Below are 24,163 nucleotides of genomic sequence, written 5' to 3' on the forward strand. Positions count from 1 at the left end.
TATATATGACGAAACAATAAAAGAGTCCTTCCTTCTTTACAATTATTTTTTCTTTGTTTCATTTTTGTGATTGAAACGTAAAGTTTATAATAAAATACACTTGGAAGCGCTTTCTATGTATTTTTTTATGTTATAATATATAAGTAGAACTTCGTAAAGAGGGTAAAAAAATGAATACAAAAATGATAAAAAAAGTAATTGAAGCATTAAAAGTATATGGCTTTCAGGGTGTATCATTCTGTGACAAAACAAAGCAATTTTTATTTCATAACGAAACCGACATTATGAGCGGCTATGCAGAAATAACATATAGTAGTCAATTTGAAAAATTCAATGTACAAATTCATCCAATTGAAACGCATCACCAAGCAGAGTTACAAGAGATTGAAAGGCATATACAAGCCTGTATAAGAAAAGTGGAATATTTAAACGCTCTTCTTAGCGGACAAACAAAACTAGATGACAAAATTATTATAATGTAAAAAAAGAACGTGATATCCTCACGTTCTTTTTTTACATTATACGTTCATCTTTTCCTTCAGTTGTAATCCTGTAATGGATTCTAGTACATCCATTGCTTCTCCAAATGTCATATCAAAAATTGTCTTATCTTCTATGTATGGAAATTGTCTAAAACGCTTTTCTAACATTTTCACGGCGTCCGACGTAAAGTGTGCACTATCAATACCAAATTCTGTTTCAAGAAGAACAATCCAATCTAACACATGAAAACCTAATCCATTTACGAATGAAATAAGCTTTTCTTCTGGCTGTGAAGATAAGAATACGTGTCGTTCCATCTCACTAAAAAGTTCTTCTCCTAAAATATCAGCTAATTCATCATCATGTTCACGGTCAATGATTTCTTCATAACCATAATCATCAACAAGCTCCTCAACTTCTTCACTATCCTCACAAAGCAATTGACTAAGAAGTGCATCTTTCTTAAATTCACTACCTTGTACAACTTCTAAAAAACTCGTTTCCCATCCATTTTCTAATTTCATATGATGTAACTCCTTTATATACTTTTTCTTATCATCACTGTACCCAAAAGATCACCTTTATAACCTTTTAGATCGTTACTATTATTTCACATGATTCATAACATAAGATGCAAATTCTGCTGCATCTCCTTCAAAAATATTTATTCCTGGTAAATGATAGAACGTTGTTTGGAGCGGGTTTCCTTCATGATATACATATATCTTTTTCTCTAGCGCAATCGCCATTCCAAACTCTGTATGACTCCCGTTTCCGCCATCTAATATAAGTAAAAAGACATCCGCTTCTTTTATAGCATTCTTTTCTGCCTGACCAATTTCTCTTAATTGCTCTTGATTCACAGCTCTTTCGTTTCTTGTCCAATCATATGTATGGTGCCATCCTGCATGTTTCAGTTCATTTGCTATAGAACGTACAAGATGTTTATTTTGGAATCCTGAAGCGATATAAAAATTCATTTATATACACCCCTTCTTTATATACGGGAAACTCCTTTTTAGCGTTACTTGCTATATAATAAAAAAAGACTTCAAAAAAAAATCCCCATCTTTAAAACTTATTTGCGTTTAAATGATGGGATGCTTCATGATCTTCTTTTATTTTTTGCTTTTTATAACTTTCATCAGCTAACATTTCTAGTTCAGCTGTTATCTCTGATTTTTCAAGCTCTCTTTCTTGCGAAAATTTCCTTGAAATATAAACAATAACACTACCAACGTACAACACAAAGCATATAATAAGTGCAGTATTTTCATAGAGACTTAGCTCCAACACAGTCACTCCTAATCCATTCGTATTTTCACGCTTCATTAATTGGAATTTCCCTACTAACCATTTGTTATTGTAACATAAAAACACCGTTTCTTGGAATCTTTCAACCTACTAAAAGAGACATGATTGTTTCATCATGCCTCTGAAATATGGTGAATGATTGTTTGAATCGCTTCTTTTCCATTATATTTTTTTAATGCAGTTTTATACATCTCATTATTATGAGATAACTCTTCAACATGCTTTATAAGAGAATTCACAGTTACGTCTTCTTCATACAATACGGAAGCATATCCTTGTTTTTCAAAAGACTCTGCATTTAATATTTGATCTCCACGACTTGCAAATTTCGATAGCGGAATTAAAACCATTGGCTTTTGCAATGTTAAAAACTCAAAAATGGCATTAGAGCCCGCACGTGAAATAACAAAATCTGTTATCGCTAATATGTCTGGCAGTTCTCCATGTACATATTCAAATTGTCTATATCCTTCTTTATTTTGTAAACTTTCATCAAGATTACCTTTTCCGCAAAGATGAACAATTTGATACTTTTTTAGAAGTTCTGGTAACGCTTCTCGAACAGTTTCATTAATTTTCTTTGCGCCCAAACTTCCTCCCATAATTGTAATAACTGGCTTTTTACGTGAAAAACCTAAAAATGCTAAACCTTTTTCACGATTTCCCTTTAGCACGTCTTCACGTACAGGAGATCCTGTATAGATTACTTTTTCTTTCGGTAAATGTTTCGCAGCTTCTTCAAATGTAACAAATATTTTCGAAGCGAAACGGAGCGCAATTTTGTTTGCTAGTCCTGGCGTCATATCGGATTCATGTAATAAAACTGGTACCCGATTTAACCATCCTCCTATTACGACTGGTACAGAGACGAAACCACCTTTTGAAAAAATCACATCCGGTTTTAGTTTTCGAATTCTTACATATGCCTCCATAACACCCTTCATTACAAGAAAAGGATCTTTTATATTTTTTAAATCAAAATAACGACGTAGCTTTCCGCTTGCAATACTATAGTACGGAATGCCTTCCTTTTCTATAATCGTTTTCTCAATTCCTTGATGAGAACCAATATAAGAAATATCCCAATTCCGTTCTTGTAAATATGGAATAATGGCTAAATTAGGTGTTACATGCCCTGCCGAACCGCCACCTGTAAAGACTATTTTTTTCATACGTCTCCCCCTTCTAGACTATAATACACTAAAATATCTGGCCTCGGGGTGAGAAAATACCATAGCCGTCACAGATGCTTCTGGCTCCATCATAAATCCTTCCGTTAATGAAATACCTATTTCTTCTGGATGAATTAAGCGAAATAACTTTTCTTGATCTGCGAGTTCTGGACATGCTGGATAACCAAAGGACACGCGTATCCCTCTATATTTCGTACGGAAACGTTCTTCCATCGTCAGTTCTGGTGAATCTGGAATACCCCAGCGATCACGAATGAGCATATGTGTTTTTTCAGCAAGTCCTTCTGCTAGTTCAAGCGCTAACGATTGAATGGCATGACTGCGTAAATAATCACCTTTCGCCTTCCACTCTTCAGCGATGTCCCGAACGCCTTCCCCAACAGTAACGGATAGGAAAGCAACATAGTCCATTTCATCTCCAATTGGTCTTAAATAATCACCTAAAGTACGATATGGTGCTTTTCCTTGTCTCGGGAATGTGAAACGCTCTATGACACGCGTATGATCTTCTGGATCATATATTACAATATTTTGTCCGTCACTTTGCGCTGGGAAAAATTGATACACCGCTTTTGGTTTTAACCAAGATTGTCCTTCCTGCAATAATTCGTCTATTAAATCATTTAATTCGTGTGCTCTTTTATCTCCCTCTCGCAAAAGCTTCTTCACACTTCCTTTTAAACCAAGGTGATGTCCAAGTAGCATTTGTCTATTCAGAAATGGTGCGAGATGTGAAACAGGAACATCTCGTAATACAATTCGTTTTGTTGAATCAGGCACCATAACCTCTGATTTCGGTAATGGTTCAATTACTGCTGGAATTTCTACTTTCTTCTCTTCTTTTGTTACGATATGAAGATGACGTTCCTTTTTGTCCTGCTTCATCTTCTCACGCTCTTCTTCTTTTTGAAGCTTATTAATAATATCAAGCCCCGTCATCGCATCACTCGCATAGCATACGAGCCCTTTATAGGATGGCGAAATGCGATTATCTGTAAACTTTCTCGTTAACGCTGCCCCTCCTACAACAATTGGAATATCAATATCTGCCGCTTTTAAATCTTCTGCAGTCGTTACCATTTGTTGAGCCGATTTTACTAACAAACCAGAAAGGCCTATAATATCAGGCTTCTTTTCTTGTACTTCTTGAACAATTCGATCCGAACGTACATTGATTCCTAAATTAATAATCTCATATCCGTTATTTGCTAAAATAATTTCAACGAGATTTTTCCCAATATCATGCACATCACCTTTTACAGTTGCTAATAATACTTTCCCTTTTTTTGCACTATCGCTAGATTCCATATGTGGCTCTAAATAACTTACAGCAGCTTTCATACTTTCAGCACTTTGCAATACTTCAGCAACGATAAGCTCATTATTATTAAATAATCGTCCCACCTCATCCATTCCTGTCATAAGTGGGCCATTAATAATATCCAAAGGTTTTCTTCCTTCTGTAAGTGCGAGGCTTAAATCTTCGTGTAACCCTTGTTTCGTACCTTCTACAATGTAATTTGCTAGTCGCTCATCAAGAGTTAATGTTTCTTGGATAACGATATCTTTCTTTTTTGCTGCGCGATAAAAATTTGTAAATTCTTCTAACGTCTCTTGCGTCGTTTCAAAAAGTAATGCATCTGCAAGACGCTTTTCTTCCTCAGGAATTGACGCATACCGTTCTAATTTTTCCGTATTCACAATCGCGTAATCTAATCCTGCTTTCGTTGCATGATATAAAAAGACAGAATTTAATACTTCGCGTCCAGCTGGTGGTAAACCAAATGATATGTTACTTACACCTAAAATCGTTAAACATTCTGGTAACGCTTCTTTAATAAGGCGAATCCCTTCTATCGTCGCTGCCGCTGAGCCAATATATTCTTCATCACCTGTACCTACCGGAAATACAAGTGCATCAAAAATAATATCTGACGGGCGTATCCCATATTTCGTCGTCAATAACTCATAACTTCTTTTCGCAATTTCAAGTTTTCGTTCCGCACTTACTGCCATACCATCTTCATCAATTGTTCCTACAACAATAGCAGCACCATATTTCTGAAGAAGCGGCGTCACTTTTTTAAATCGTTCTTCTCCATCTTCTAAATTAATTGAATTAATAACAGCTTTTCCCTGAATATAAGTAAGAGCTCGCTCCATCACATTTTCATCTGTTGAGTCGATCATAATCGGTACTTTTAACACTTTCGTAACTTCTGCCAAGAAGTTTTCCATATCTTCTATTTCATCGCGATCAGGATCTGCCATACAAATATCAATAATATGAGCATTTTTCTTCACTTGCGCTCTTGCGACTTCAGCAGCCTCTTCAAATTTCCCTTCCGCTACTAATCGTTTAAATTTACGTGATCCAATAACGTTTGTTCTTTCACCAACAAATAACGGTCTCATAGTGTCATCATATTGAAGTGCCTCTAATCCACTAACCCCGTGTCCAGCTCTTTCCTGGTGTTCACGTGGCTGAAGAGAAGCTAACGCGGATTTCATTGCTTTTATATGTTCTGGTGTTGTACCACAACAACCACCGATAATATTAATCCATCCTTCTTCAGCAAATCGCTTCACTTTTTCAGCGAGAGAAGATGGAGATTCATGATAATGTCCATCTTCATCAGGAAGACCTGCATTTGGATAACAAGAAATGTAACACTCCGATAAATCGGATAGGGAACGAATATGATCTCTCATAAACTCCGGACCAGTCGCACAGTTTAATCCAACAGATAACGGCTTCATATGTTCTACCGATAAGTAAAAAGCCTCAATTGTTTGACCAGCCAGAGTCGTTCCCATCGGTTCAATTGTTCCTGAAATCATGATAGGTACAATTTTATTTAGTTCGTCAAAAGCTGCTTGAATTCCAATATAAGCAGCCTTCACGTTACGCATATCTTGACTCGTCTCAACGAGTAATACATCAACTTCTCCTTTCAACAATCCTCTTGCCTGCCGTGTATAGGCTTCAATTAATTCTTCAAACGTCACACCACCAGTAACACTAATCGCTTTCGTTGTCGGTCCCATTGCTCCCGCAACATATACTTCCTTCCCGCTTTCTTTGACTGCTTGCTTCGCTAAACGCGCTGCCTTCTCATTTAGCTCCTCGTCTAAATGAGATAACTCATAATCACTTAGTACAATATTTGTCGCCCCAAATGTATTTGTTTCAATAATATCTGCTCCAGCTTCAATATAGGCTTTATGAATCTTTAAAATAACATCTGGTCTTGTTTCTACTAAATACTCATTACAACCTTCGTACTCTTCTCCTCCGAAATCTTCCGCAGTTAAGTCCTCTTGCTGGATCATCGTTCCCATTGCACCATCTAATAGTAAGATGTTATTTTGTAATTTTTCTTCTATACATTTCATCAATTAATACCTTCTTTCACTTCTTGCTTTTCTCTCACATACTTAACAAGGTGTTCTGTAATTTCATATTTGAGAAATGGTGTAATAAGATAAATGCCGTTAAAATATTTCATCGCCGCATCGATCAATTCTTGTGAAATGCGAATCCCTTCCTTAATTGCTGCCTCTTTCGTTTCATGTCCATCCATTCTCTCTCTTATTTCTTCAGGAAGTGTAATACCCGGCACCTCAAAATGAAGAAAATCTGCATTCCGTTTACTTATTAATGGCATAATCCCAATAAAAATAGGTTGTTCCAAATGCTTTGTTGCTTCATATACTTCTTCAATTAACGCGATATCATAAATCGGCTGAGTTAAGAAGTATTCCGCTCCAGCATCTATTTTCCGTTCCATTCGCTTAACCGCTGCTTTTAAATGTCTTACATGCGGATTAAACGCCCCTCCCACTGAAAACCTTGTTGCTGGACCTATTGATTTCCCTAAAATAGAGCGCCCATCATTCATTTCTTTAATCATTTTAATGAGCTCAATAGAGGACAAATCATATACAGAAGTCGCACCTGGAAAATCACCGACGCGTGCTGGATCACCTGTTAAAGCTAACACTTCTTCCATACCTAATGCTGATAGGCCTAGTAAATGAGATTGTAGACCGATGACGTTATGATCTCTACACGTTAAATGCGTCAATACGGGAATATCATGCTTCGTTAATAACGCTCCCATTGCCATATTCGAAACGCGAGGCGATGCTAATGAATTATCTGCTAGAGTAATAGCGTCTGCTCCAGCTCTTTTCAATGCTCTTGCTCCTTCAAAAAAACGCTGCGTATCTAACGTTTTCGGGGGGTCTAATTCTACTACTACTGTCGTTTGTTTTTTTGCTTTCTCTGCTAAAGTGACATGAGCTTTCGAACGTTTCTCGTGTGTATGAACTACTTTTGGTCTTTGAATCGTATCTTTTTCTATTACAGGCTTAACATTTAGAATGGCACGTTTCATACTTTCAATATGTTCTGGAGTCGTGCCACAACAACCACCCAATAACCGAATGCCTTGCTCAATAAATTTCGGTGTCATCGCTTCGAAATAAGCTGGACTCCCCTCATATACGTAACGTCCCTCCACATAATTTGGGAGGCCTGCATTCGGATATGCTGACAAGTAACCATTTTGCGGAATCGATATCATTTTAAAAGCTTCCGTCATATGAAGTGGCCCTAGTTGGCAGTTCAATCCAACGACATTTGCACCGTAATCTATAAGCCGTTTTAATATTTCATTTACATCATTTCCATTTTGAGTCGTACCTGCCTCATGTAACGCTAATTGAGCTACAATTGGGATGTTCGTTTGTTTTCGTAACACCTGAACAGCATGAAGTAATTCAAACTCATCATAAAAAGTCTCTAATAGCAGTCCATCAACCTGTTCTTCTAGTAATGCACTTGCCTGCTCAAGTAGCATAAATTCTCTTTCCATATCAGTAGTTGTAACGGCTCCAATATGTTTCATACCGCCAATTGTTCCTAAAATTGCATTTCTATCTGTCACAGATGCTTTCGCCAGTTTTACTGCCGCTCTATTAATTTCAGTAACTTGATTTTCTAAACCATACATACGTAATTTCGCTTCATTTGCTCCGTACGTATTTGTTTGAATCACATCTGCCCCAGCAGCTACATATTGCTTATGAATCGATATAATTAAATCTGGATCAGATATATTCAATTCTTCAAAACTACTTTGCAAACCATGTGAATGTAATAACGTCCCAACCGCACCATCACCTATTACAATTCCTTTTGATAATAAATCTAGTAATTTCACAAATCTCCCTCATTTCTATCAATATAAAAACCCCCTCTTCACTTTGAAGAGGGGGACATAATTGTTCCTCCTCTTATTATGCAAAACATTCGTTTTGCAGGTATTAGCACCGTTTCAAACATTTCGTTTGAAGGTTGCCGGGTTTCACAGGGCCTTTCCCTCCACCGCTCTCAATAAGAGTTGTCTTTATTATTTTATTTATGTAGCTAAAAGGAAATACGTTCCCCTTTTAACAATGTTTGTTAATTTTCTAATAAATTTAGCACGCATAAATGCAAAAGTCAATGACAGTTGCGGAAAAATAAAAATTATTTAAAATAAAGTTGCAATTCAATTATCTTTTGTTGTAAAGTTAAAAACATAATAAAATTTCATACAAACATTCTTATCTAGAGAGGTAGAGGGACTGGCCCTATGACGCCTCAGCAACCATTAACATTTGTTAATAAGGTGCTAATTCCAGCAAATTGTGAAAGATTTGACAGATGAGAAGAAGACTCTATTCAAACCGAAAGCCTTCTTCTTAGAAGGCTTTTTTTATTTTACATTCACTTAATTGTTAATTTAAAAAGGAGGAATTTTCACATGTCAACTATCGAAACAAAACTAGCACAAATCGGAAATCGTAGCGAAACTACAACAGGAACGGTTAACCCACCTGTTTATTTCTCAACCGCTTATCGTCATGAAGGAATTGGTAAATCTACTGGCTTTGACTATTCACGAACTGGCAATCCAACTCGCGGCCTTTTAGAACAGGCAATTGCAGATTTAGAATACGGTGAACAAGGTTATGCCTGTAGTTCAGGGATGGCAGCTGTTCTCCTCGTCCTCTCCCTATTCCGCTCCGGAGACGAACTTATTGTATCTGAAGATTTATACGGGGGCACTTATCGATTATTTTCTGAGCACGAAAAAAAGTGGAACGTTCGATGTAGATACGTAAATACACAATCTATTAAACAAATTGAGCAAGCTATCACAACTGAAACGAAAGCTATTTTCATAGAAACTCCGACAAATCCATTAATGCAAGTTACTGATATTGCCGCTGTCGCAACTGTAGCGAAAAGACACGGACTACTTCTTATTGTAGATAACACATTCTACACGCCTTATATACAGCAGCCATTAACAGAAGGTGCCGACATTGTAATTCATAGTGCAACGAAATATTTAGGGGGACATAACGATGTCCTAAGCGGACTTGTCGTTGCAAAAGGAAAGGAACTTTGTGAGGAAATCGCTCATTATCATAATGCCTCTGGTGCAGTCTTAAGCCCATTTGACTCATGGCTATTAATTCGTGGTATGAAAACGTTAGCTCTTCGCATGAGACAACATGAAGAAAATGCAAAAGCAGTTGTTGCTTATTTAAATGATGAGGACGGGGTGACAGATGTATTTTATCCTGGAAGAGGCGGCATGATCTCATTTCGTCTTAAAGATGAAACATGGATTAATCCATTCTTACAATCTTTATCCTTAATTACATTTGCCGAAAGTCTCGGTGGTGTTGAAAGTTTAATGACATATCCAGCAACGCAAACACACGCTGATATTCCTGAAGAAATCAGAACAGCAAACGGTGTATGTAATCGTCTTCTTCGATTTTCCGTTGGCATCGAAAATAGTAACGATTTAATTCAAGACTTACAACAAGCCATTAAGCTTGTAAAAGAAGGTGTAAGAATATGAGTTATTCTATAGATACACTTTTACTACACAACCAATATAAACATGACCAACAAACAGGAGCTGTTAACGTTCCCATCTATAACACATCAACATTCCATCAATTTGATGTAGATACGTTCGGGAAATATGACTATAGCAGGTCAGGGAATCCAACTCGTGAAGCTCTTGAAGATATCATTACTTTATTAGAGGGTGGAACAAAGGGATTCGCATTTGCATCAGGCATTGCAGCAATTTCTACTGCATTCCTCCTTCTTTCACAAGGTGATCACGTACTCATTTCAGAAGACGTATACGGAGGCACTTACCGAATGATAACTGAGGTTCTCTCCCGTTACGGTGTTTCACATACATTTGTTGATATGACTAATTTAGAAGAAGTAAAGCACAACATTAAACAAAATACAAAACTCTTTTATGTAGAAACACCTTCTAACCCACTTTTAAAGGTAACGGATATTCGCGCTGTTTCTAAGCTTGCAAAATCTATTGGCGCTCTTACCTTTGTTGATAATACATTTTTGACACCACTATTCCAGAAACCACTTGAACTTGGAGCAGATGTCGTTCTTCATAGTGCTACAAAGTTCATTGCTGGTCATAGTGATGTTACTGCCGGATTAGCGGTCGTAAAAGATTCCGAACTTGCTCAAAAAATTGGATTTTTACAAAATGCATTCGGCGCCATTTTAGGACCTCAAGATTGTTCTCTCGTGCTTCGCGGTCTAAAAACATTGCATGTACGTCTTGAGCATTCAGCTACAAATGCCAATAAAATTGCACATTATTTACAAGAGCATGCTAAAGTTCAAAACGTCTATTATCCTGGCTTACAAACACATCTCGGATTTGATATTCAACAATCTCAAGCTACATCAGCCGGAGCTGTCCTATCTTTCACTTTACAATCAGAAGACGCACTCCGCCAATTTCTATCAAAAGTAAAGTTACCTGTTTTTGCAGTTAGTTTAGGTGCTGTCGAATCGATCCTTTCCTACCCAGCTAAAATGTCACATGCAGCACTGTCGCAAGAAGCTCGTGATGAAAGAGGGATTTCTAATTCATTACTTCGTTTATCTGTCGGCCTTGAAAATGTTGATGATTTAATATCCGATTTTGAAAATGCCCTTTCTTATGTGGAAGAGCCTGTAAATGCATAGAAAGAAAAGAAGATATGAAATTAAATTTTCATATCTTCTTTTTATGTTTTCGAGTATACTTTTTACTTTTCGTATAGTTCATAAAAAAACAATAGGGCACCATCCATTTCCAAGTAATAAATTAATTGATATATTAAGAAATAAAAGGGGCAAAAATAATGGATACTTATGCAGATGTTTTAATCGTTATCGATTTACAAAATGGAGTATGTTATAGCGAAGAGCATTTATTCGATTTACAAAATTTACTTACAAAAGTAAATAAAAGAATTTCTTCATACAGAAAATCAAACAAACCAATCATTTTCGTTCAACATTGTGATGATGATTTAGTACCTGAAAGAGAACCTTGGGCTATTCATGCTGATCTAGATGTTCAAGAACAAGATTTTTTTGTAAGAAAAACACATGCAAATTCATTTTATAAAACAAACTTAAAAGAAATTTTAGACCAATTATCTGTACAGCGCATTGAATTTTGTGGTGCCCAAACAGAATACTGTATGGACGCTACGATAAAATTTGCCCACGGGATAGGATACGAAAACTTCATGGTACAGAAAGCAACGTCTACGTTAAATAATCCATTTATGTCCGCAAAAGAGACAATTGATTTTTATGAGAATATATGGAACCACAGATTTTTAAAGTTGATAAAAGAAGAAGGCTAGAATACATTACTAATTTCTTGGTAATTCTAAGGTTTATCAGCTATGCTCAAATATTTTGCTATCACCATAAAGGAGCTGATTATATTCAGCTTCTTTTCTTTTTAACCTGTTTTATATTCTAGATATTACATTATAATTCCTTTATCTTATTATTTTAAAAATTTTGTATATTCATTTGAAAGAATAAGAAAATCATGGTAAGATTGTGTTACAAATATATCTATATCTTTCAATTTTTAAAACGCATCGAAATTTTCACCCAAAAATGTCATTTTACAAAACCGTGCTAAATCATCTACTTTATTTACATCAGGGTCTCTTTTCTTACAATTTCTTTACTTTAGGACTTTTTTTCTGCAACAACTGTTTTCTTTTCTTTAATTTTTTGGTATGTATAGTATGGTATAACAGCTCACACGGAGGTGGAAAAGAACATGTTAGAAACCTTTCAAAAAGAAATAGAACTATATGAAAGCAATGCAGAATTATTGAAAGTGCTTGCTCATCCTGTTCGCTTATGTATTGTAAAAGGATTAATTGAACGTGGTCCAAGCAACGTTTCTACAATGTACACTGGCTTAAACATGCCACAATCTACAATTTCACAGCATTTAGCAAAGTTAAAGAGTGCTAAAATCGTTTCAAGTGAAAGAAAAGGATTGGAAATTTATTACAAGGTAGAAAACGAGACAATTATTCAACTCGTTCGTGTATTATTAGGTTAGGGACTAATAAACAGAGAAAAAGGACGTATTTTATATTTTTCATCTCATATCTTTAATATAAATATATATCATGAGAGGAAATATATGATACTACATAAGTCGTATTAAAAAACAAGACACAGAAATATTCTGTGTCTTGTTTTTTATATTTTTAAATACCGATCCAAGTGTAACTGTTGCATATGTTTCGTATGTATAACAACATCAAATGCACTCCCTAATCCTCCGCTCAAAATCATAGAACGAACTGCTCGATTTTGTTTTTGAGTTTCAGAAAAAGGATTCCTATCTTGGTGATTTGTAAGCTGGTCTAATATTCCTGCTGCTAACAAAAACTCAGATTGCTTCTTATGCCATACCGTATTCATACCTTGCAGGCTAAACATCTCTTTCAGTTCGTCCCAATGAATATGAGTAGTAAGATCCATTTCACCTGGATGTGCTAAAGGATTACGGATTAACTTATGCTCGTAATACCCTCGTAAACTTCCTTCTTGATGTGCAGGATGCATCCATTCTTCTTTTGTATATCCATAATCAACTGTAATACATACACCTCGTTGAAACCATTTCGCAATTTCTTTTATATACTCTTCCATCACAATCGGCACTTCAAAACGCTGACCTTCTGCAAGATGAATATTATATTTCAATAAGTATCGACCAATTCTTTTATGTAACGGTCTACATACTTCTGCAAGTTTCCCTTCCTCTGTGTACGTAACACGTACTTCATTCAATATTCCATTTCTCTTCTCAATTACTTCAACAGGGAATGCATCAAATAACTCATTCGAAAAAAGAATCCCTTCGAACGATTCTCCCATTTCACTATGCGACGTATAATATGACACGTTAGAAAACGAACCAAGATTTTTCTGCTGTAGTTTTCTATGAAAAGGACTCATTTCAATCATTGAATAGTTTAAATCAATAAAGGTTTCCGGAGATAATTGCTTCCATTCTTGTAAAACATCATAGGCAAACCTTCCTGTTCCCCCACCAATCTCACAAATATTCGGATTAACTTCACCATTTTCAACAAGACGAATAAAAAACTTAGCAAAGGTCTTTGCAAAAACAGAGGATACGTTGCTACTTGTAAAAAAATCCCCTTGTCTTCCAATTTTTTCACGCTCTTTCATATAATAGCCATGTTCCTCTGCGTATAACGCAAGGTTCATATATGTACTATATGAAATCGAATAATCCTTTTCTTTTTCCATCCATTTTCTAAAAATGAGCTCCATCCCCATAATGACCCCTTACTGTAAAAATGGATTATTTTCTTTTTCAAAACCAATGCTTGTTTCTGGACCATGTCCACATAAAACCGCTGTTTCATCTGGTAACACAAATAATTTTTCTTCAATACTTCCAATCAATTCAGCAAAACTCCCACCAGGTAAATCCGTTCTTCCGATGCTCATTTGGAACAATACATCTCCAGAAAATACAGCATTCGCCTCTTTACAATAATAAGAAATACTGCCTGGAGAATGTCCTGGCGTCTCAAAAATTTCAAAATTAAATGAACCAATTGCTAATACACCTTCTGTATCAATAATATGATCTGCTGGTTTTGCTGTAATGCTGCGATTCATCATAAAAATTTGAGAGCCATTTACAGTTGCATCGCCTAACCAATCTGCTTCTTCTTTATGTACGTACACAGGAATATGAAAAGCGTCTCTTACCGCATCAACAGCACCAATATGATCAAAGTGAGCATGTGTTAATAAAACAGCCAGTGGCTTTAATTGTTCTTCTTGTAAATAGGTAACAAGCTTCTCTCCTTCATGACCAGGATCAAAGATAATACACTCATTTTGATCATTCGTTAAAATATAAGCATTTGTTTGTAATGGGCCTAACGGCATTTGTATCCATTTCATATGAAAATCTCCTCCAATTATTAAACTTACTTTCAATGATACAACATTTTTTTCTCTTAGGAAAAGAAAGGATGCTATCTCGACAATCATTTTTAAAACATGTACAATATAAAAGAGTAAATATTCCAAAAACTCATATTAAGGAATGGGTAGACAGAGGAGGATATTGTATGGGCCTTGTTATTATTTTTACGCTTGTCACTCTGTTAGCTGTATTCGCTACGCTTAGAACACTTCGCGAAAAGAATTTTTTCGCGGGCGGCTTTGCAATTGCAACTGTACTCGTTTTCGGATGGTTTACAATCATGACTGTTCTATATAACGGGTACCCACCAGCAGCTTAATTCATTTACATGTTATTCTTCATCAAGATTTCGCACAAAAAGAGGAAGGGTTTCCCCTTCCTCTTTTCATAGTTCACAACTTATATCATCTTCGCTTCGTATTTGTGCTTTTTTACAAGCCACGCTCCTCCGATAACACCTGCATCATTACCAAGTGTTGCAATAGCTAGCTTCGTGCTCTTTACAGCACGTGAGAAAGCATATTGCTCGAAATAACGTTGAATTGGCTCTAGTAGTGCATCTCCAGCTTTAGAAACGCCTCCACCAATAACAATTTTCTCTGGGTTCAACGTGCTAGAAAGGTTCGCTACAGCTAATCCTAAATAAGAAGCTACTTTTTCTACTACTTCACCAGCTAGTTCATCACCTTGTCCATGTGCTTCAAATACGTCTTTTGATGTAATACGCCCTTCTTCTGCTAACATAGAACGTAAAATACTCTCTTTATCAGTCTCTTGTATTTTTTGCATAGCAACACGTACAATACCCGTTGCAGATGCTACTGTTTCTAGGCAACCAGACTTCCCGCAATTACATGGGAAAGCATTTTCTGTAACGACTGTAATGTGTCCAATCTCACCAGCAGCACCGCTTACGCCGTGTACAATTTCACCATTGGCAATTACACCGCCGCCAACACCAGTTCCAAGTGTCATACAAATTAAATCTTTTGCTCCTTCACCAGCACCTTTCCACATTTCACCAAGCGCTGCTAAATTTGCATCATTATCAATAACAACAGGTAATCCTGTTTCTACTTCTAATAAATCTTTTAACGGATAGTTTTTCCATCCTAAATTAACCGCTTCATAAATCATTCCAGACGCCACATGTACAGGACCAGGAGCTCCCATACCAATGCCGATTAACTTACTTTTTAATTCACCTAACTCTTCTAACTTTTTGTCAATAGCTTTCGCTACATCAAGCGTAATATGTTTTCCTTGCTCATTTGTATTCGTAGGGATTTCCCACTTATGTAAAATTTCACCATACACATTAATAAATGCTAATTTAATCGTTGTACCACCAAGGTCAACACCAACTAACCATTTCTCTTCCATGTTGCTTACCTACCTTTATCTAATTCTTATTTAGCTCTTTTTGAATTTCTTGCTTCAATAAAAATAAAGCTGTTTGATAGTCTTGTGGATCGATTAGCTGTGATTGATTTAATTCACGCAATTCATCTTGCATTAATTGTAAATCTGCAATTCGATCACCCGTATAAATAATCGTACCAAATTTCTTTAGCAATTGCTGAATATCATAAATAGATATCATTTCATCACCCTCTATGCTCACTTACTATAAAAAATTATAATAAGAAAACGTTCACATATTTTATTATAATCAAGAAGAAAAAGACTCGTCAATTTTTATTTGTCTATACAAGCCCATTTATAACCATTGTTCCTTTTTCTGTAATAATTTTTTCGACATTTTTATCAAATGGCTCTACTGGAATATGTTTTACCATTTGAAAATCATAAGCTAATGATAGCGTTTTCCCTTTATAATGCACGAGATAACGATCATAATAGCCACCGCCATATCCAATTCGCTCTCCTCGCTCTGTATAAACTACGCCTGGTACGATTTGAAGATCAATTTCATCCGTATTCACTTCTTCCGTAAGCGCTGGAATCGGCTCACGTAAATTCATATACACTGTTTCTAATTGATCAAAATTACTAATTTGTCGGAAAGACATCGTTCGCGTTCCTTTGTTACACTTTGGAACAACAACTTTCTTTCCTTCTTCCCAAGCTTTTTCGATGATAGGATATGTATTCACTTCATTTTCCATTGAAAGAGTAATTCCAATTATTTTAGCCTCAGCCCACTCTTTTTGGGCATACAACGAAAATGCAATTTGCTCTGATAAAGTTGCATACTGTTCTTCTGATAAAGAATTCATGTGTTCTATTATTTGTTTACGCAAACGTATTTTCTCTTCTTTCACACATCTTTCCCCCTTACAGTGACACTTTACTCTATGATGATAGTGTATCACTTTTAACAAAGGAATCGAATAAAAAAAGAAACAGTAGGAAAATATTCCTACTGCTTACTTTGTTTCACGGTGTAACGTAGACTTCTTGTCACGCTTGCAATACTTTTTAAGCTCGATACGCTCAGCGTTGTTACGTTTGTTTTTCTTTGAGATATAGTTACGATCTCCGCATTCTGTACATGCTAGAGTAATATTCACACGCATTCTTATTTCCCTCCAGTACTAATAACTTAAATCAGACTATACTATAATACCACTTTTAAAATAAAAATTCTACACCTTTTGATATTGTCTAATTTTTTCTATAAGATTTTTCATGTTTTCCCTTGCTATTACTGGGTTTCTAGCATGCGAATACACTAAAAATTTCGGTTGTTTTGTGTCAGAAACGATATAAGACCACTCTTTTTCGGTATATTTGAACTGTACTCCTTCAAATATACCTTCTTCTTTTCTTTCCATATCAGCTAATAATTTCCTCATTACTTTCCCTTTTTCATTCCATGAACATACAACTTCATCACACAATAAATAAAGTGGAGGCGATTGCTCTACTATGCTGAGAAATGTTTTTCCCTGCAATGCTATTAGCTCAAATAATTTTCCTATTCGATATAAAATATCTCTCTTCCATCTCGATTGAAACGACTTCTTTTCATCCTGCGTATAAAATAGAAGGTAACATTCTCCTAATTTCAAAGACATTGGGTAAATACTTCCTGCCGATTCAAGTAATAAATCTGGAATATCTACCTCTTCAAAATCTGTACCTTGGTAAATATTACTATGATTATCATATAACTCGAAATAATTTCCTTGCTCCGAAAACATAAGTGCCATATTTGCTTTACTTGATTTCATCAAGGCTTTCACATGATCCTTTTGCTCGCCCGCATAAATCCACGTAACTGTGCATCCGAGCCTTTGCAAAAAGAGCATAAGTAAATGTTGTAACATATCATTTCTTTTATTAATAAGAAGATGAAACTTCTGTTTTTGTATTTTTTCAATATCAATGCGTTCTAATACAGCCTCTATATAATCATGTAAAGAAACGTGGACTAGCTTATTCCGTCCCATTTGCTTCTCACAAGCGTAATAAAACGACTCAGACATATATACTTGTTCTATCGCTTTTTGCTGCTTATACGTTAATTGTACCCCATCCTTACCATACAACTTTATAACAACCTCTTTTTCATTTTCCACTTGAATGAAAACCCCACCTGCACATTGCAAGTCCTGGATACTATACTGAAAAAGCGACTCGTTCATTTCTTTGCATTCCATCGTATGAATCCCAATACCATGAATCGCATGAAGAAAGAGATTTTTATAAGAAGTCGTTTCTACATGTTCTTGACTCCCGATTAATATACTTTCTCCTTTAGCAAAAAGGGATCCGTACGCCATCGCAACCTTTACAATAAATTGAGGAGTAATCTCAACATTACCTCTTCCTACAATGCGACTTTTTTGCAACCATCCTGCACTCTTTTCACTTTCTTGAACACCAGCCGATCCTACTATCGAATAGCTGTCAATGGCCTTATATGGCCATAGTTTCCCCTTTTGCTTAATTACCGTACTTTTCCCTATATGGCAATGATCCGCTACAATGCTTTTTTGAAACAGTGTAACGTCATCTTCAACTATTGTATGCTCTCCTATTGTCGTTTCCAATAGCTCGCAATACTGCCCAATGTGCGCATTTGCAAAAACAATACTTTTTTGAAGATGAGAATAACTTGAAACAATACTATTTTTCCCGATAATAGAGTACGGTTCAATTATAGCTCCTGCACCAATTTTTGCTCCTTCTCCAATAAAAGAAGGGCCGTGAATTTTCGTTCCTTTTCCAATCGTGACGCCTTCTCCCATCCATACCATCGGCAATACTTCTGTGTAAGGAATAGGTACTTGCAATTTTTTCGTTAACAAATCAAATTGTGCTTGACGATATTGATCAAATGTACCGATATCTAACCAATAACCTTCTGACAAATATGCAAATAATGCGTTCTTATTTGCTAATAACGGAAACACATCTTGACTGAAATCAAAAAATTTCCGAGGCGGTATGTAAGAAAAAATTTCTGGCTCCATAATGTATATACCTGTATTCACAATATTAGAGACCACTTCATTCCAGCTCGGTTTTTCTATATATCGTGTAACCTCTTGTTCTTTGTTCATTACAACTAAACCGAATGAGAGTGGGTTTTCTACTTCTTTTACAAACATAGTTACCATTCTTTTCTTTTGTTCATGAAACGTAATTCCTTCTGATAATTGAAAATCAGTTAACGCATCTCCACTTATGACAACAAACGTTTCATCTAAAAATTTTTCCGCTTGTTTAATACTCCCTGCAGTTCCAAGCGGAGGAGAGTCTTCAAAGTAGTACAAGTTAACGCCCCATTTGCTACCGTCACCAAAATATTGCTTAATGGCTGTACTCATATATTGAACAGTAATTGCAATGTCACGAATACCATGCTGACGTAATAATTCAATATTGTATTCCAAAACTGGCTTTTCTAATAATGGCAACATCGGCTTTGGAGTATTACATGTTAATGGTCTAAGGCGTCGTCCTTTTCCTCCAGCTAAAATAACCCCCTTCATATACTTCAGCCTCCACTTATATAATGTTCAGTAACTTCATATACGATATGTATATTATCTACCCCGCATTAACTAGCAGTATAAAATAAAACTTTAATCAGTGTGGGGTTTGTTCCTCTCGCACTGATTTCGTGCTTTGACAGGCGGTAAAACTCCCGATATACATGTACCTTTTAAGCGCCGCAAGAAAGCGCTTACTATTAACTTAGTAAAATATTACTTACTAAGCGAACAACATATATGTCCTATTTTTCCCATTATATTATGATACATCTTATCATCATAAACTAAAGGAAACAACGAGCTTTTTTTGTCATGTTTTGACAAAAAAAAGCAGGTGATGTTTCACCTGCTTTTTTTCTTTATTCATTTAATAAGTAATGCTTTCCTTTTACTAAATAAAAAACATTTTCAGCAATATTTGTAATATGGTCTGCTACACGCTCAATATATCTCGCTACAAAGGATAATTGTGTAATTTGTGTAATTGCCTCTGGTTGTTCTGGAACTGAAGATATAAATTCACGAATTGCTTTCCCGTATATTTCATCAACAGAATCATCCATTTCGGCAATTTGTTTCGCAAAAGTTAAATTTTCTTGCTCATATGCTTCTAACGCTAACTGTAACATCTTATTTGCAATTGTAAACATCTCATCAAGATTGTGCAGACTAACAGCCACTTCTTTTTCCCCTAGGCGAATTGTTGATTTCGCAATATTAACAGCATGATCTGCAATACGCTCTAAATCTGTCGCTGTTTTAATTGAAATGAAAATCCTTCTTAAATCACTTGCTACAGGTTGCTGCTTCGTAATAAGCATAAGCGCAAGATCATTTATTTCCTCTTCTAAAGTATCCATACGATAATCACCATCTATTACCTCTAACGCTTTCTCTACATCCTTTTTATGAAGACCTTCCATAGCAAGCAATAAAGCTTCTCTCGCTAGTTCACCAAGCTCAATCACCTTTTGCTGTAATGTTTTTAAATCACATTGAAACTGTTCTCTTACCATTGTTTCTTCCCCCTCAATATTATATGCCATTATATATAAATCTCCTATCTAGCCTACATGTAATAAGCCTTAAGATAGGAGAAGTATTACTTCTCTATCGAAATGAGGTAAAATAAGAAATGCCCTCCGTTAAGAGGGCATTGGCTCTTAGCCTTGCTAGTGATATCAACCAAATCGGCCTGTAATATAATCTTCTGTACGCTTATCTGAAGGTGTCGTAAATAATTTGTTTGTATCTGTATACTCCACAACTTCCCCACTTAAGAAGAAGGCAGTTTTGTCTGAAATACGTGCTGCTTGTTGCATATTATGCGTTACGATAACAATACTAAAATCTTTCTTTAACTCTTGAATTAATTCTTCTACTTTTAATGTTGAAATTGGATCTAGTGCTGATGTTGGCTCATCCATTAAAATAACGTCTGGTTCAATCGCTAAACAACGTGCAATACATAGACGTTGTTGCTGCCCACCGGATAAACCGTATGCATTATCATGCAAACGATCTTTTAACTCATCCCAAATCGCTGCTCCACGTAAACTTTTTTCAACAATTTCATCCAACGTTTTCTTGTCACGAACACCATGGATTTTCGGGCCATATGCTACATTTTCATAAATAGATTTCGGAAATGGATTTGGCTTTTGGAACACCATTCCTACATGTGTTCTTAATTCTTCAACTGGATACGCTTTATCAAATATATTGCGCTCTCTATATTCAATTACACCTGTAGTTCGTACGATCGGTACTAGCTCTACCATACGATTTAATGTTTTTAAGTACGTTGATTTACCACAACCACTTGGCCCGATAATTGCTGTAACTTCATTCTCATGAATGCTTAAGTTAATATCTTTTAGAGCATGGTCTTCTCCGTACCATAAATTTAAGTTTTTCGTATCAAATACTACTTTCTTTGGCGCAGTCTCGATTTTCTCCTCGTTTTTCACCTGTACATTTACTACTGTTGCTACCATTTGAATTCCCCTTTCATCCATTTCCAACTTATTTTCGATTTCGTAACCATAGGACAAATATATTGATAAAGAGCAACAAACCTAACAAAACAATCATCCCAGCAGCTGCTACATACTGAAATTCTTCTTGCGGTCTACTCATCCAATTAAAAATTTGAATTGGTAAAACTGTAAATCTATCAAACATACTAAATGGAACATAATTTGCAAATGCAAGTGCCCCGATAACTAATAACGGTGCCGCTTCTCCAATCGCCCTCGATATCGCTAACGTACAACCCGTTATAATTCCTGGGAAAGCATATGGCAATACAATTTGATACATCGTTTGCCACTTCGTAGCACCTAATCCGTAAGAAGCTTCTAATAATGAACTTGGTACAGATCGTATCGCTTCTTGACTCGCTACAACAACTGTCGGTAAGACGAGTAAACTCATCGTCAGTGCAGCCGCAATGATACTCTCACCTAAATGAAGAGCATATACAAAAATAGTTAAGCCAAGTAATCCAAATACAACGGAAGGTACACCTGCTAACGTTTGATTATTAATTTCTATTACCTTTTTAAATATAGATTCCTTCGCATATTGCTCTAAATAAAGAGCAGTTCCGACTCCAAATATAAAGGAGACTGGTATAACAATACTCATAAATAATATTGTTCCTGACAAAGCTGCAGCAATCCCAGCTTCTTTCGGATTACGCGAAGCGAAGTTTGTAAAGAAATCTAACGAAAGGTAACTTATACCTTTTTCAAAAATTTGAAAAAGCAAAATAAGTAGTATTACTATTGAAAACAAAATTGCTATATAAAATAACAATTTGTAAACTCGATCTTTTAAAAAACGTGATGCCATATTTTCTTGTATTTTTTTATGATTCAACATTCGCATATTATGTCAGCCTCCTAAAGCGGCGCATAATAGACTGCGAAATGATGTTCATTATAAAAGTAAAAAAGAATAACGTTGCACCTACAGCATACATGCTGTAATAAGTAATTGTTCCATGTGGAGCATCACCTAAACTCACTTGCACAATATAGGCTGTTAGCGTTTGAATAGAGTGTGTCGGATCAAGCGATACATTCGGTGTGGATCCCGCTGCAATTACAACTATCATTGTTTCACCGATTGCCCTGGAAGCGGCTAATATAATCGCTGCCATAATCCCTGTAAAAGCCGAAGGAAACACGACTTGTTTTACCATCTCAAACCGAGTTGCTCCAAGTGCTAACGAAGCTTCTTTCGTTCCTTTCGCTACAGCTCTCATTGCGTCTTCAGACAGAGATGCAATTGTAGGTATCATCATAAACCCAATAACAATACCTGGACTAATCGCATTAAAAAACTGTAAATCTGGTATAATCCGTTGTAAAAGCGGTGTGACAACTGTTAATGCAAAAAAACCATATACAATTGTCGGGATACCTGCTAATAGTTCTAACATCGGTTTTAATACTTTCCTTGCACCGTTTGAAGCATATTCACTTAAAAATACAGCACACGCCAAACCGATAGGAATTGCTACGAACATGGCGATTGCGGTTACAAGGACCGTTCCACATATAAGTGGTAATATACCGAATTTAGGATCTTCAAAAAAAGGTAACCATTCTTTCTCCGTCAAAAAGGAGTGTAATGGTATTTTTTTAAAGAACATCATTGTTTCATTTGCTAACGTAAAAATAATTCCAAGTGTCGTCACAATAGACACGCTAGCAATTATTTTTAGTAATAACGGAACTATTCGATTGATTCGCTGCGTTTTTTTTCTTTGTTTTGTATTTCTTTCAATCAAATGTTGTACAGAAAATGTAATTTGACTTTTGTCATTATAAGCCAAAGATGAAAACCCCTTTCCACCCTGACATTACCTTTTTATTTCTGTTAACATCCGCAGCTGTTCATTGTATTTTTCTTTTGGTAATTTTACATATCCTACCTCTTCGGCGAGATTACCAACATGCCGAATCATAAACTCAATATAATTTGCTACATTCATTTTATTTCGGATAGATGCATCATTCACATAAGCAAATAGCGACCTAGATAATGGCTTATACTTACCTGATTGAATGGTATCTTTCGTCGGAAGTACACCATTCACTTTGATTGCTCTCACCTTATCTCGATTGGCCATATAATAAGCATATCCTACAAAAGCAATGGCATTTTTATCATTCATTACCCCTTGCATAATAACTTGATCATCTTCAGACAAAGAGACTTTTTTTACAATGCGACTATTTTGTAAGATGACATTTTGAAAATAATCATACGTACCAGAGTCTACACCTGGCGCATAAAACTTCACCTGTTCACGTGGCCATGATGAATGAATTTGTGACCATCGCTTTTCGCTTTCATCTTCACTCCACAATAGACGTAACTCGTCTACCGTCATATTGTCTACCCAATTATTTTGGCGGTTCACAACGATCGTAAGACCATCGTAAGCGACTTCGAACGGTGTAAACTGAATGGAGTTTTTCTTCATTTCATTTTCTTCCACTTGTTTCATTACTCTCGAAGCATTATTTATATCCACTTCGCCTTTACTGAAACGATTAAATCCTCCTCCTGTTCCAGAAACACTGATGGAAATTTTCACGTTCGGATGCACCTTTGTATATTCCTCCGCTACTGCTTCTATAATAGGAAAAACTGTTGAGGATCCATCAACTCTCACTTCTCCCATTTCATTCACAGCAAATGCAGTAGCCGTGCCAACATAAAGGAAACTTGTCGACAACATGAAAACTTTAATCGATGCACTTATCCATTTCACGTGTTCTTCCTCCTA

At 35.9% G+C, this 24,163-nt stretch carries 24 protein-coding genes and 2 riboswitches; of the genes, 6 read left to right on the top strand and 18 right to left on the bottom strand.

Going from position 1 to position 24,163, the window contains the following annotated elements:
* Positions 1 to 170 precede the first annotated feature (170 nt).
* Entirely contained in the window at positions 171 to 482 is a 312-nt protein-coding gene (locus tag ATN06_RS21660; RefSeq protein WP_060632270.1) for a hypothetical protein, read from the top strand.
* 36 nt (positions 483 to 518) lie between these two features.
* Here ATN06_RS21660 and ATN06_RS21665 read toward each other — a convergent pair whose 3' ends face one another.
* The 6 genes from ATN06_RS21665 to ATN06_RS21690 all read right to left on the bottom strand — a co-directional run bounded on the left by ATN06_RS21665 (position 519) and on the right by ATN06_RS21690 (position 8,218).
* Positions 519 to 1,007 (bottom strand): hypothetical protein, encoded by a 489-nt coding sequence (locus ATN06_RS21665; protein WP_060632271.1) that lies wholly within the window; start codon positions 1,005 to 1,007, stop codon positions 519 to 521.
* 81 nt (positions 1,008 to 1,088) lie between these two features.
* Positions 1,089 to 1,463, bottom strand: a complete 375-nt coding sequence (locus ATN06_RS21670) for a nucleoside 2-deoxyribosyltransferase (protein ID WP_060632272.1) — start codon at positions 1,461 to 1,463, stop codon at positions 1,089 to 1,091.
* A gap of 91 nt (positions 1,464 to 1,554) precedes the next feature.
* Positions 1,555 to 1,815, bottom strand: coding sequence for a DUF3966 domain-containing protein (locus ATN06_RS21675; RefSeq protein ID WP_000817964.1), 261 nt, complete (start codon positions 1,813 to 1,815; stop codon positions 1,555 to 1,557).
* 95 nt (positions 1,816 to 1,910) lie between these two features.
* Positions 1,911 to 2,969 (bottom strand): undecaprenyldiphospho-muramoylpentapeptide beta-N-acetylglucosaminyltransferase, encoded by a 1,059-nt coding sequence (gene murG, locus ATN06_RS21680; protein WP_060632273.1) that lies wholly within the window; start codon positions 2,967 to 2,969, stop codon positions 1,911 to 1,913.
* Between the two features lie 18 nt (positions 2,970 to 2,987).
* Positions 2,988 to 6,386, bottom strand: coding sequence for a methionine synthase (gene metH / locus ATN06_RS21685; protein WP_060632274.1), 3,399 nt, complete (start codon positions 6,384 to 6,386; stop codon positions 2,988 to 2,990).
* Positions 6,386 to 8,218, bottom strand: a complete 1,833-nt coding sequence (locus tag ATN06_RS21690) for a bifunctional homocysteine S-methyltransferase/methylenetetrahydrofolate reductase (protein WP_060632275.1) — start codon at positions 8,216 to 8,218, stop codon at positions 6,386 to 6,388. Before ATN06_RS21690 ends, metH begins: the two co-directional genes overlap by 1 nt.
* Before the next feature lie 70 nt (positions 8,219 to 8,288).
* Positions 8,289 to 8,398: riboswitch (SAM riboswitch) on the bottom strand.
* A 202-nt stretch (positions 8,399 to 8,600) separates the two neighbouring features.
* Positions 8,601 to 8,710, top strand: a riboswitch (SAM riboswitch).
* Positions 8,711 to 8,803: 93 nt separating this feature from the next.
* On the opposite strand from ATN06_RS21690, the gene metI reads away from it, so the two are divergent.
* The 4 genes from metI to ATN06_RS21710 all read left to right on the top strand — a co-directional run bounded on the left by metI (position 8,804) and on the right by ATN06_RS21710 (position 12,472).
* Positions 8,804 to 9,916 carry a cystathionine gamma-synthase/O-acetylhomoserine thiolyase gene (gene metI / locus ATN06_RS21695; protein ID WP_060632276.1) on the top strand — a complete coding sequence of 371 codons (1,113 nt, stop codon included), beginning with the start codon at positions 8,804 to 8,806 and terminating at the stop codon, positions 9,914 to 9,916.
* Positions 9,913 to 11,076, top strand: coding sequence for a cystathionine beta-lyase (gene metC, locus ATN06_RS21700; RefSeq protein WP_060632277.1), 1,164 nt, complete (start codon positions 9,913 to 9,915; stop codon positions 11,074 to 11,076). The genes metI and metC overlap by 4 nt, the downstream gene beginning before the upstream one ends.
* Positions 11,077 to 11,234: 158 nt before the next feature.
* Complete coding sequence (locus ATN06_RS21705; protein ID WP_060632278.1) at positions 11,235 to 11,747, top strand: cysteine hydrolase family protein; 513 nt, start codon at positions 11,235 to 11,237, stop codon at positions 11,745 to 11,747.
* Positions 11,748 to 12,181: 434 nt separating this feature from the next.
* Positions 12,182 to 12,472, top strand: coding sequence for an ArsR/SmtB family transcription factor (locus tag ATN06_RS21710; protein WP_000894375.1), 291 nt, complete (start codon positions 12,182 to 12,184; stop codon positions 12,470 to 12,472).
* 143 nt (positions 12,473 to 12,615) lie between these two features.
* Here ATN06_RS21710 and ATN06_RS21715 read toward each other — a convergent pair whose 3' ends face one another.
* Together ATN06_RS21715 and ATN06_RS21720 are read right to left on the bottom strand one after the other, a co-directional pair.
* On the bottom strand, positions 12,616 to 13,728 hold the full coding sequence (locus ATN06_RS21715; RefSeq protein WP_060632279.1) for a class I SAM-dependent methyltransferase: 1,113 nt from the start codon (positions 13,726 to 13,728) through the stop codon (positions 12,616 to 12,618).
* 9 nt (positions 13,729 to 13,737) lie between these two features.
* Positions 13,738 to 14,367 carry an MBL fold metallo-hydrolase gene (locus ATN06_RS21720; RefSeq protein ID WP_060632280.1) on the bottom strand — a complete coding sequence of 210 codons (630 nt, stop codon included), beginning with the start codon at positions 14,365 to 14,367 and terminating at the stop codon, positions 13,738 to 13,740.
* A 170-nt stretch (positions 14,368 to 14,537) separates the two neighbouring features.
* On the opposite strand from ATN06_RS21720, the gene ATN06_RS21725 reads away from it, so the two are divergent.
* Positions 14,538 to 14,711, top strand: a complete 174-nt coding sequence (locus tag ATN06_RS21725) for a DUF2759 domain-containing protein (protein ID WP_000524850.1) — start codon at positions 14,538 to 14,540, stop codon at positions 14,709 to 14,711.
* Positions 14,712 to 14,791: 80 nt separating this feature from the next.
* Here the strand turns inward: ATN06_RS21725 and glcK are convergent, their stop codons facing one another.
* The 10 genes from glcK to phoX all read right to left on the bottom strand — a co-directional run bounded on the left by glcK (position 14,792) and on the right by phoX (position 24,148).
* Complete coding sequence (gene glcK, locus ATN06_RS21730) at positions 14,792 to 15,775, bottom strand: glucokinase (protein WP_000391706.1); 984 nt, start codon at positions 15,773 to 15,775, stop codon at positions 14,792 to 14,794.
* Positions 15,776 to 15,794: 19 nt separating this feature from the next.
* Positions 15,795 to 15,995: a YqgQ family protein gene (locus ATN06_RS21735; RefSeq protein ID WP_000623706.1), complete on the bottom strand. Its 201-nt coding sequence runs from the start codon at positions 15,993 to 15,995 to the stop codon at positions 15,795 to 15,797.
* 103 nt (positions 15,996 to 16,098) lie between these two features.
* Positions 16,099 to 16,677, bottom strand: a complete 579-nt coding sequence (locus ATN06_RS21740; RefSeq protein WP_060632281.1) for a 5-formyltetrahydrofolate cyclo-ligase — start codon at positions 16,675 to 16,677, stop codon at positions 16,099 to 16,101.
* A 105-nt stretch (positions 16,678 to 16,782) separates the two neighbouring features.
* Positions 16,783 to 16,932: a 50S ribosomal protein L33 gene (gene rpmG, locus ATN06_RS21745; protein WP_001265616.1), complete on the bottom strand. Its 150-nt coding sequence runs from the start codon at positions 16,930 to 16,932 to the stop codon at positions 16,783 to 16,785.
* A 69-nt stretch (positions 16,933 to 17,001) separates the two neighbouring features.
* On the bottom strand, positions 17,002 to 19,356 hold the full coding sequence (locus ATN06_RS21750; RefSeq protein ID WP_060632282.1) for a sugar phosphate nucleotidyltransferase: 2,355 nt from the start codon (positions 19,354 to 19,356) through the stop codon (positions 17,002 to 17,004).
* A 362-nt stretch (positions 19,357 to 19,718) separates the two neighbouring features.
* Entirely contained in the window at positions 19,719 to 20,375 is a 657-nt protein-coding gene (gene phoU / locus ATN06_RS21755; RefSeq protein WP_060633183.1) for a phosphate signaling complex protein PhoU, read from the bottom strand.
* A gap of 165 nt (positions 20,376 to 20,540) precedes the next feature.
* Positions 20,541 to 21,356, bottom strand: a complete 816-nt coding sequence (gene pstB / locus ATN06_RS21760) for a phosphate ABC transporter ATP-binding protein (RefSeq protein ID WP_060632283.1) — start codon at positions 21,354 to 21,356, stop codon at positions 20,541 to 20,543.
* 28 nt (positions 21,357 to 21,384) lie between these two features.
* Entirely contained in the window at positions 21,385 to 22,251 is an 867-nt protein-coding gene (gene pstA, locus ATN06_RS21765) for a phosphate ABC transporter permease PstA (RefSeq protein ID WP_060632284.1), read from the bottom strand.
* Position 22,252: 1 nt separating this feature from the next.
* Positions 22,253 to 23,203 carry a phosphate ABC transporter permease subunit PstC gene (gene pstC / locus ATN06_RS21770; RefSeq protein ID WP_060632285.1) on the bottom strand — a complete coding sequence of 317 codons (951 nt, stop codon included), beginning with the start codon at positions 23,201 to 23,203 and terminating at the stop codon, positions 22,253 to 22,255.
* Between the two features lie 27 nt (positions 23,204 to 23,230).
* A complete protein-coding gene (phoX, locus tag ATN06_RS21775; protein WP_060632286.1) occupies positions 23,231 to 24,148 on the bottom strand; it encodes a phosphate ABC transporter substrate-binding protein PhoX in 918 nt (305 codons plus the stop codon).
* Positions 24,149 to 24,163 lie beyond the last annotated feature (15 nt).

This window comes from Bacillus thuringiensis (assembly GCF_001455345.1).
Lineage (GTDB): Bacteria > Bacillota > Bacilli > Bacillales > Bacillaceae_G > Bacillus_A > Bacillus_A thuringiensis_N.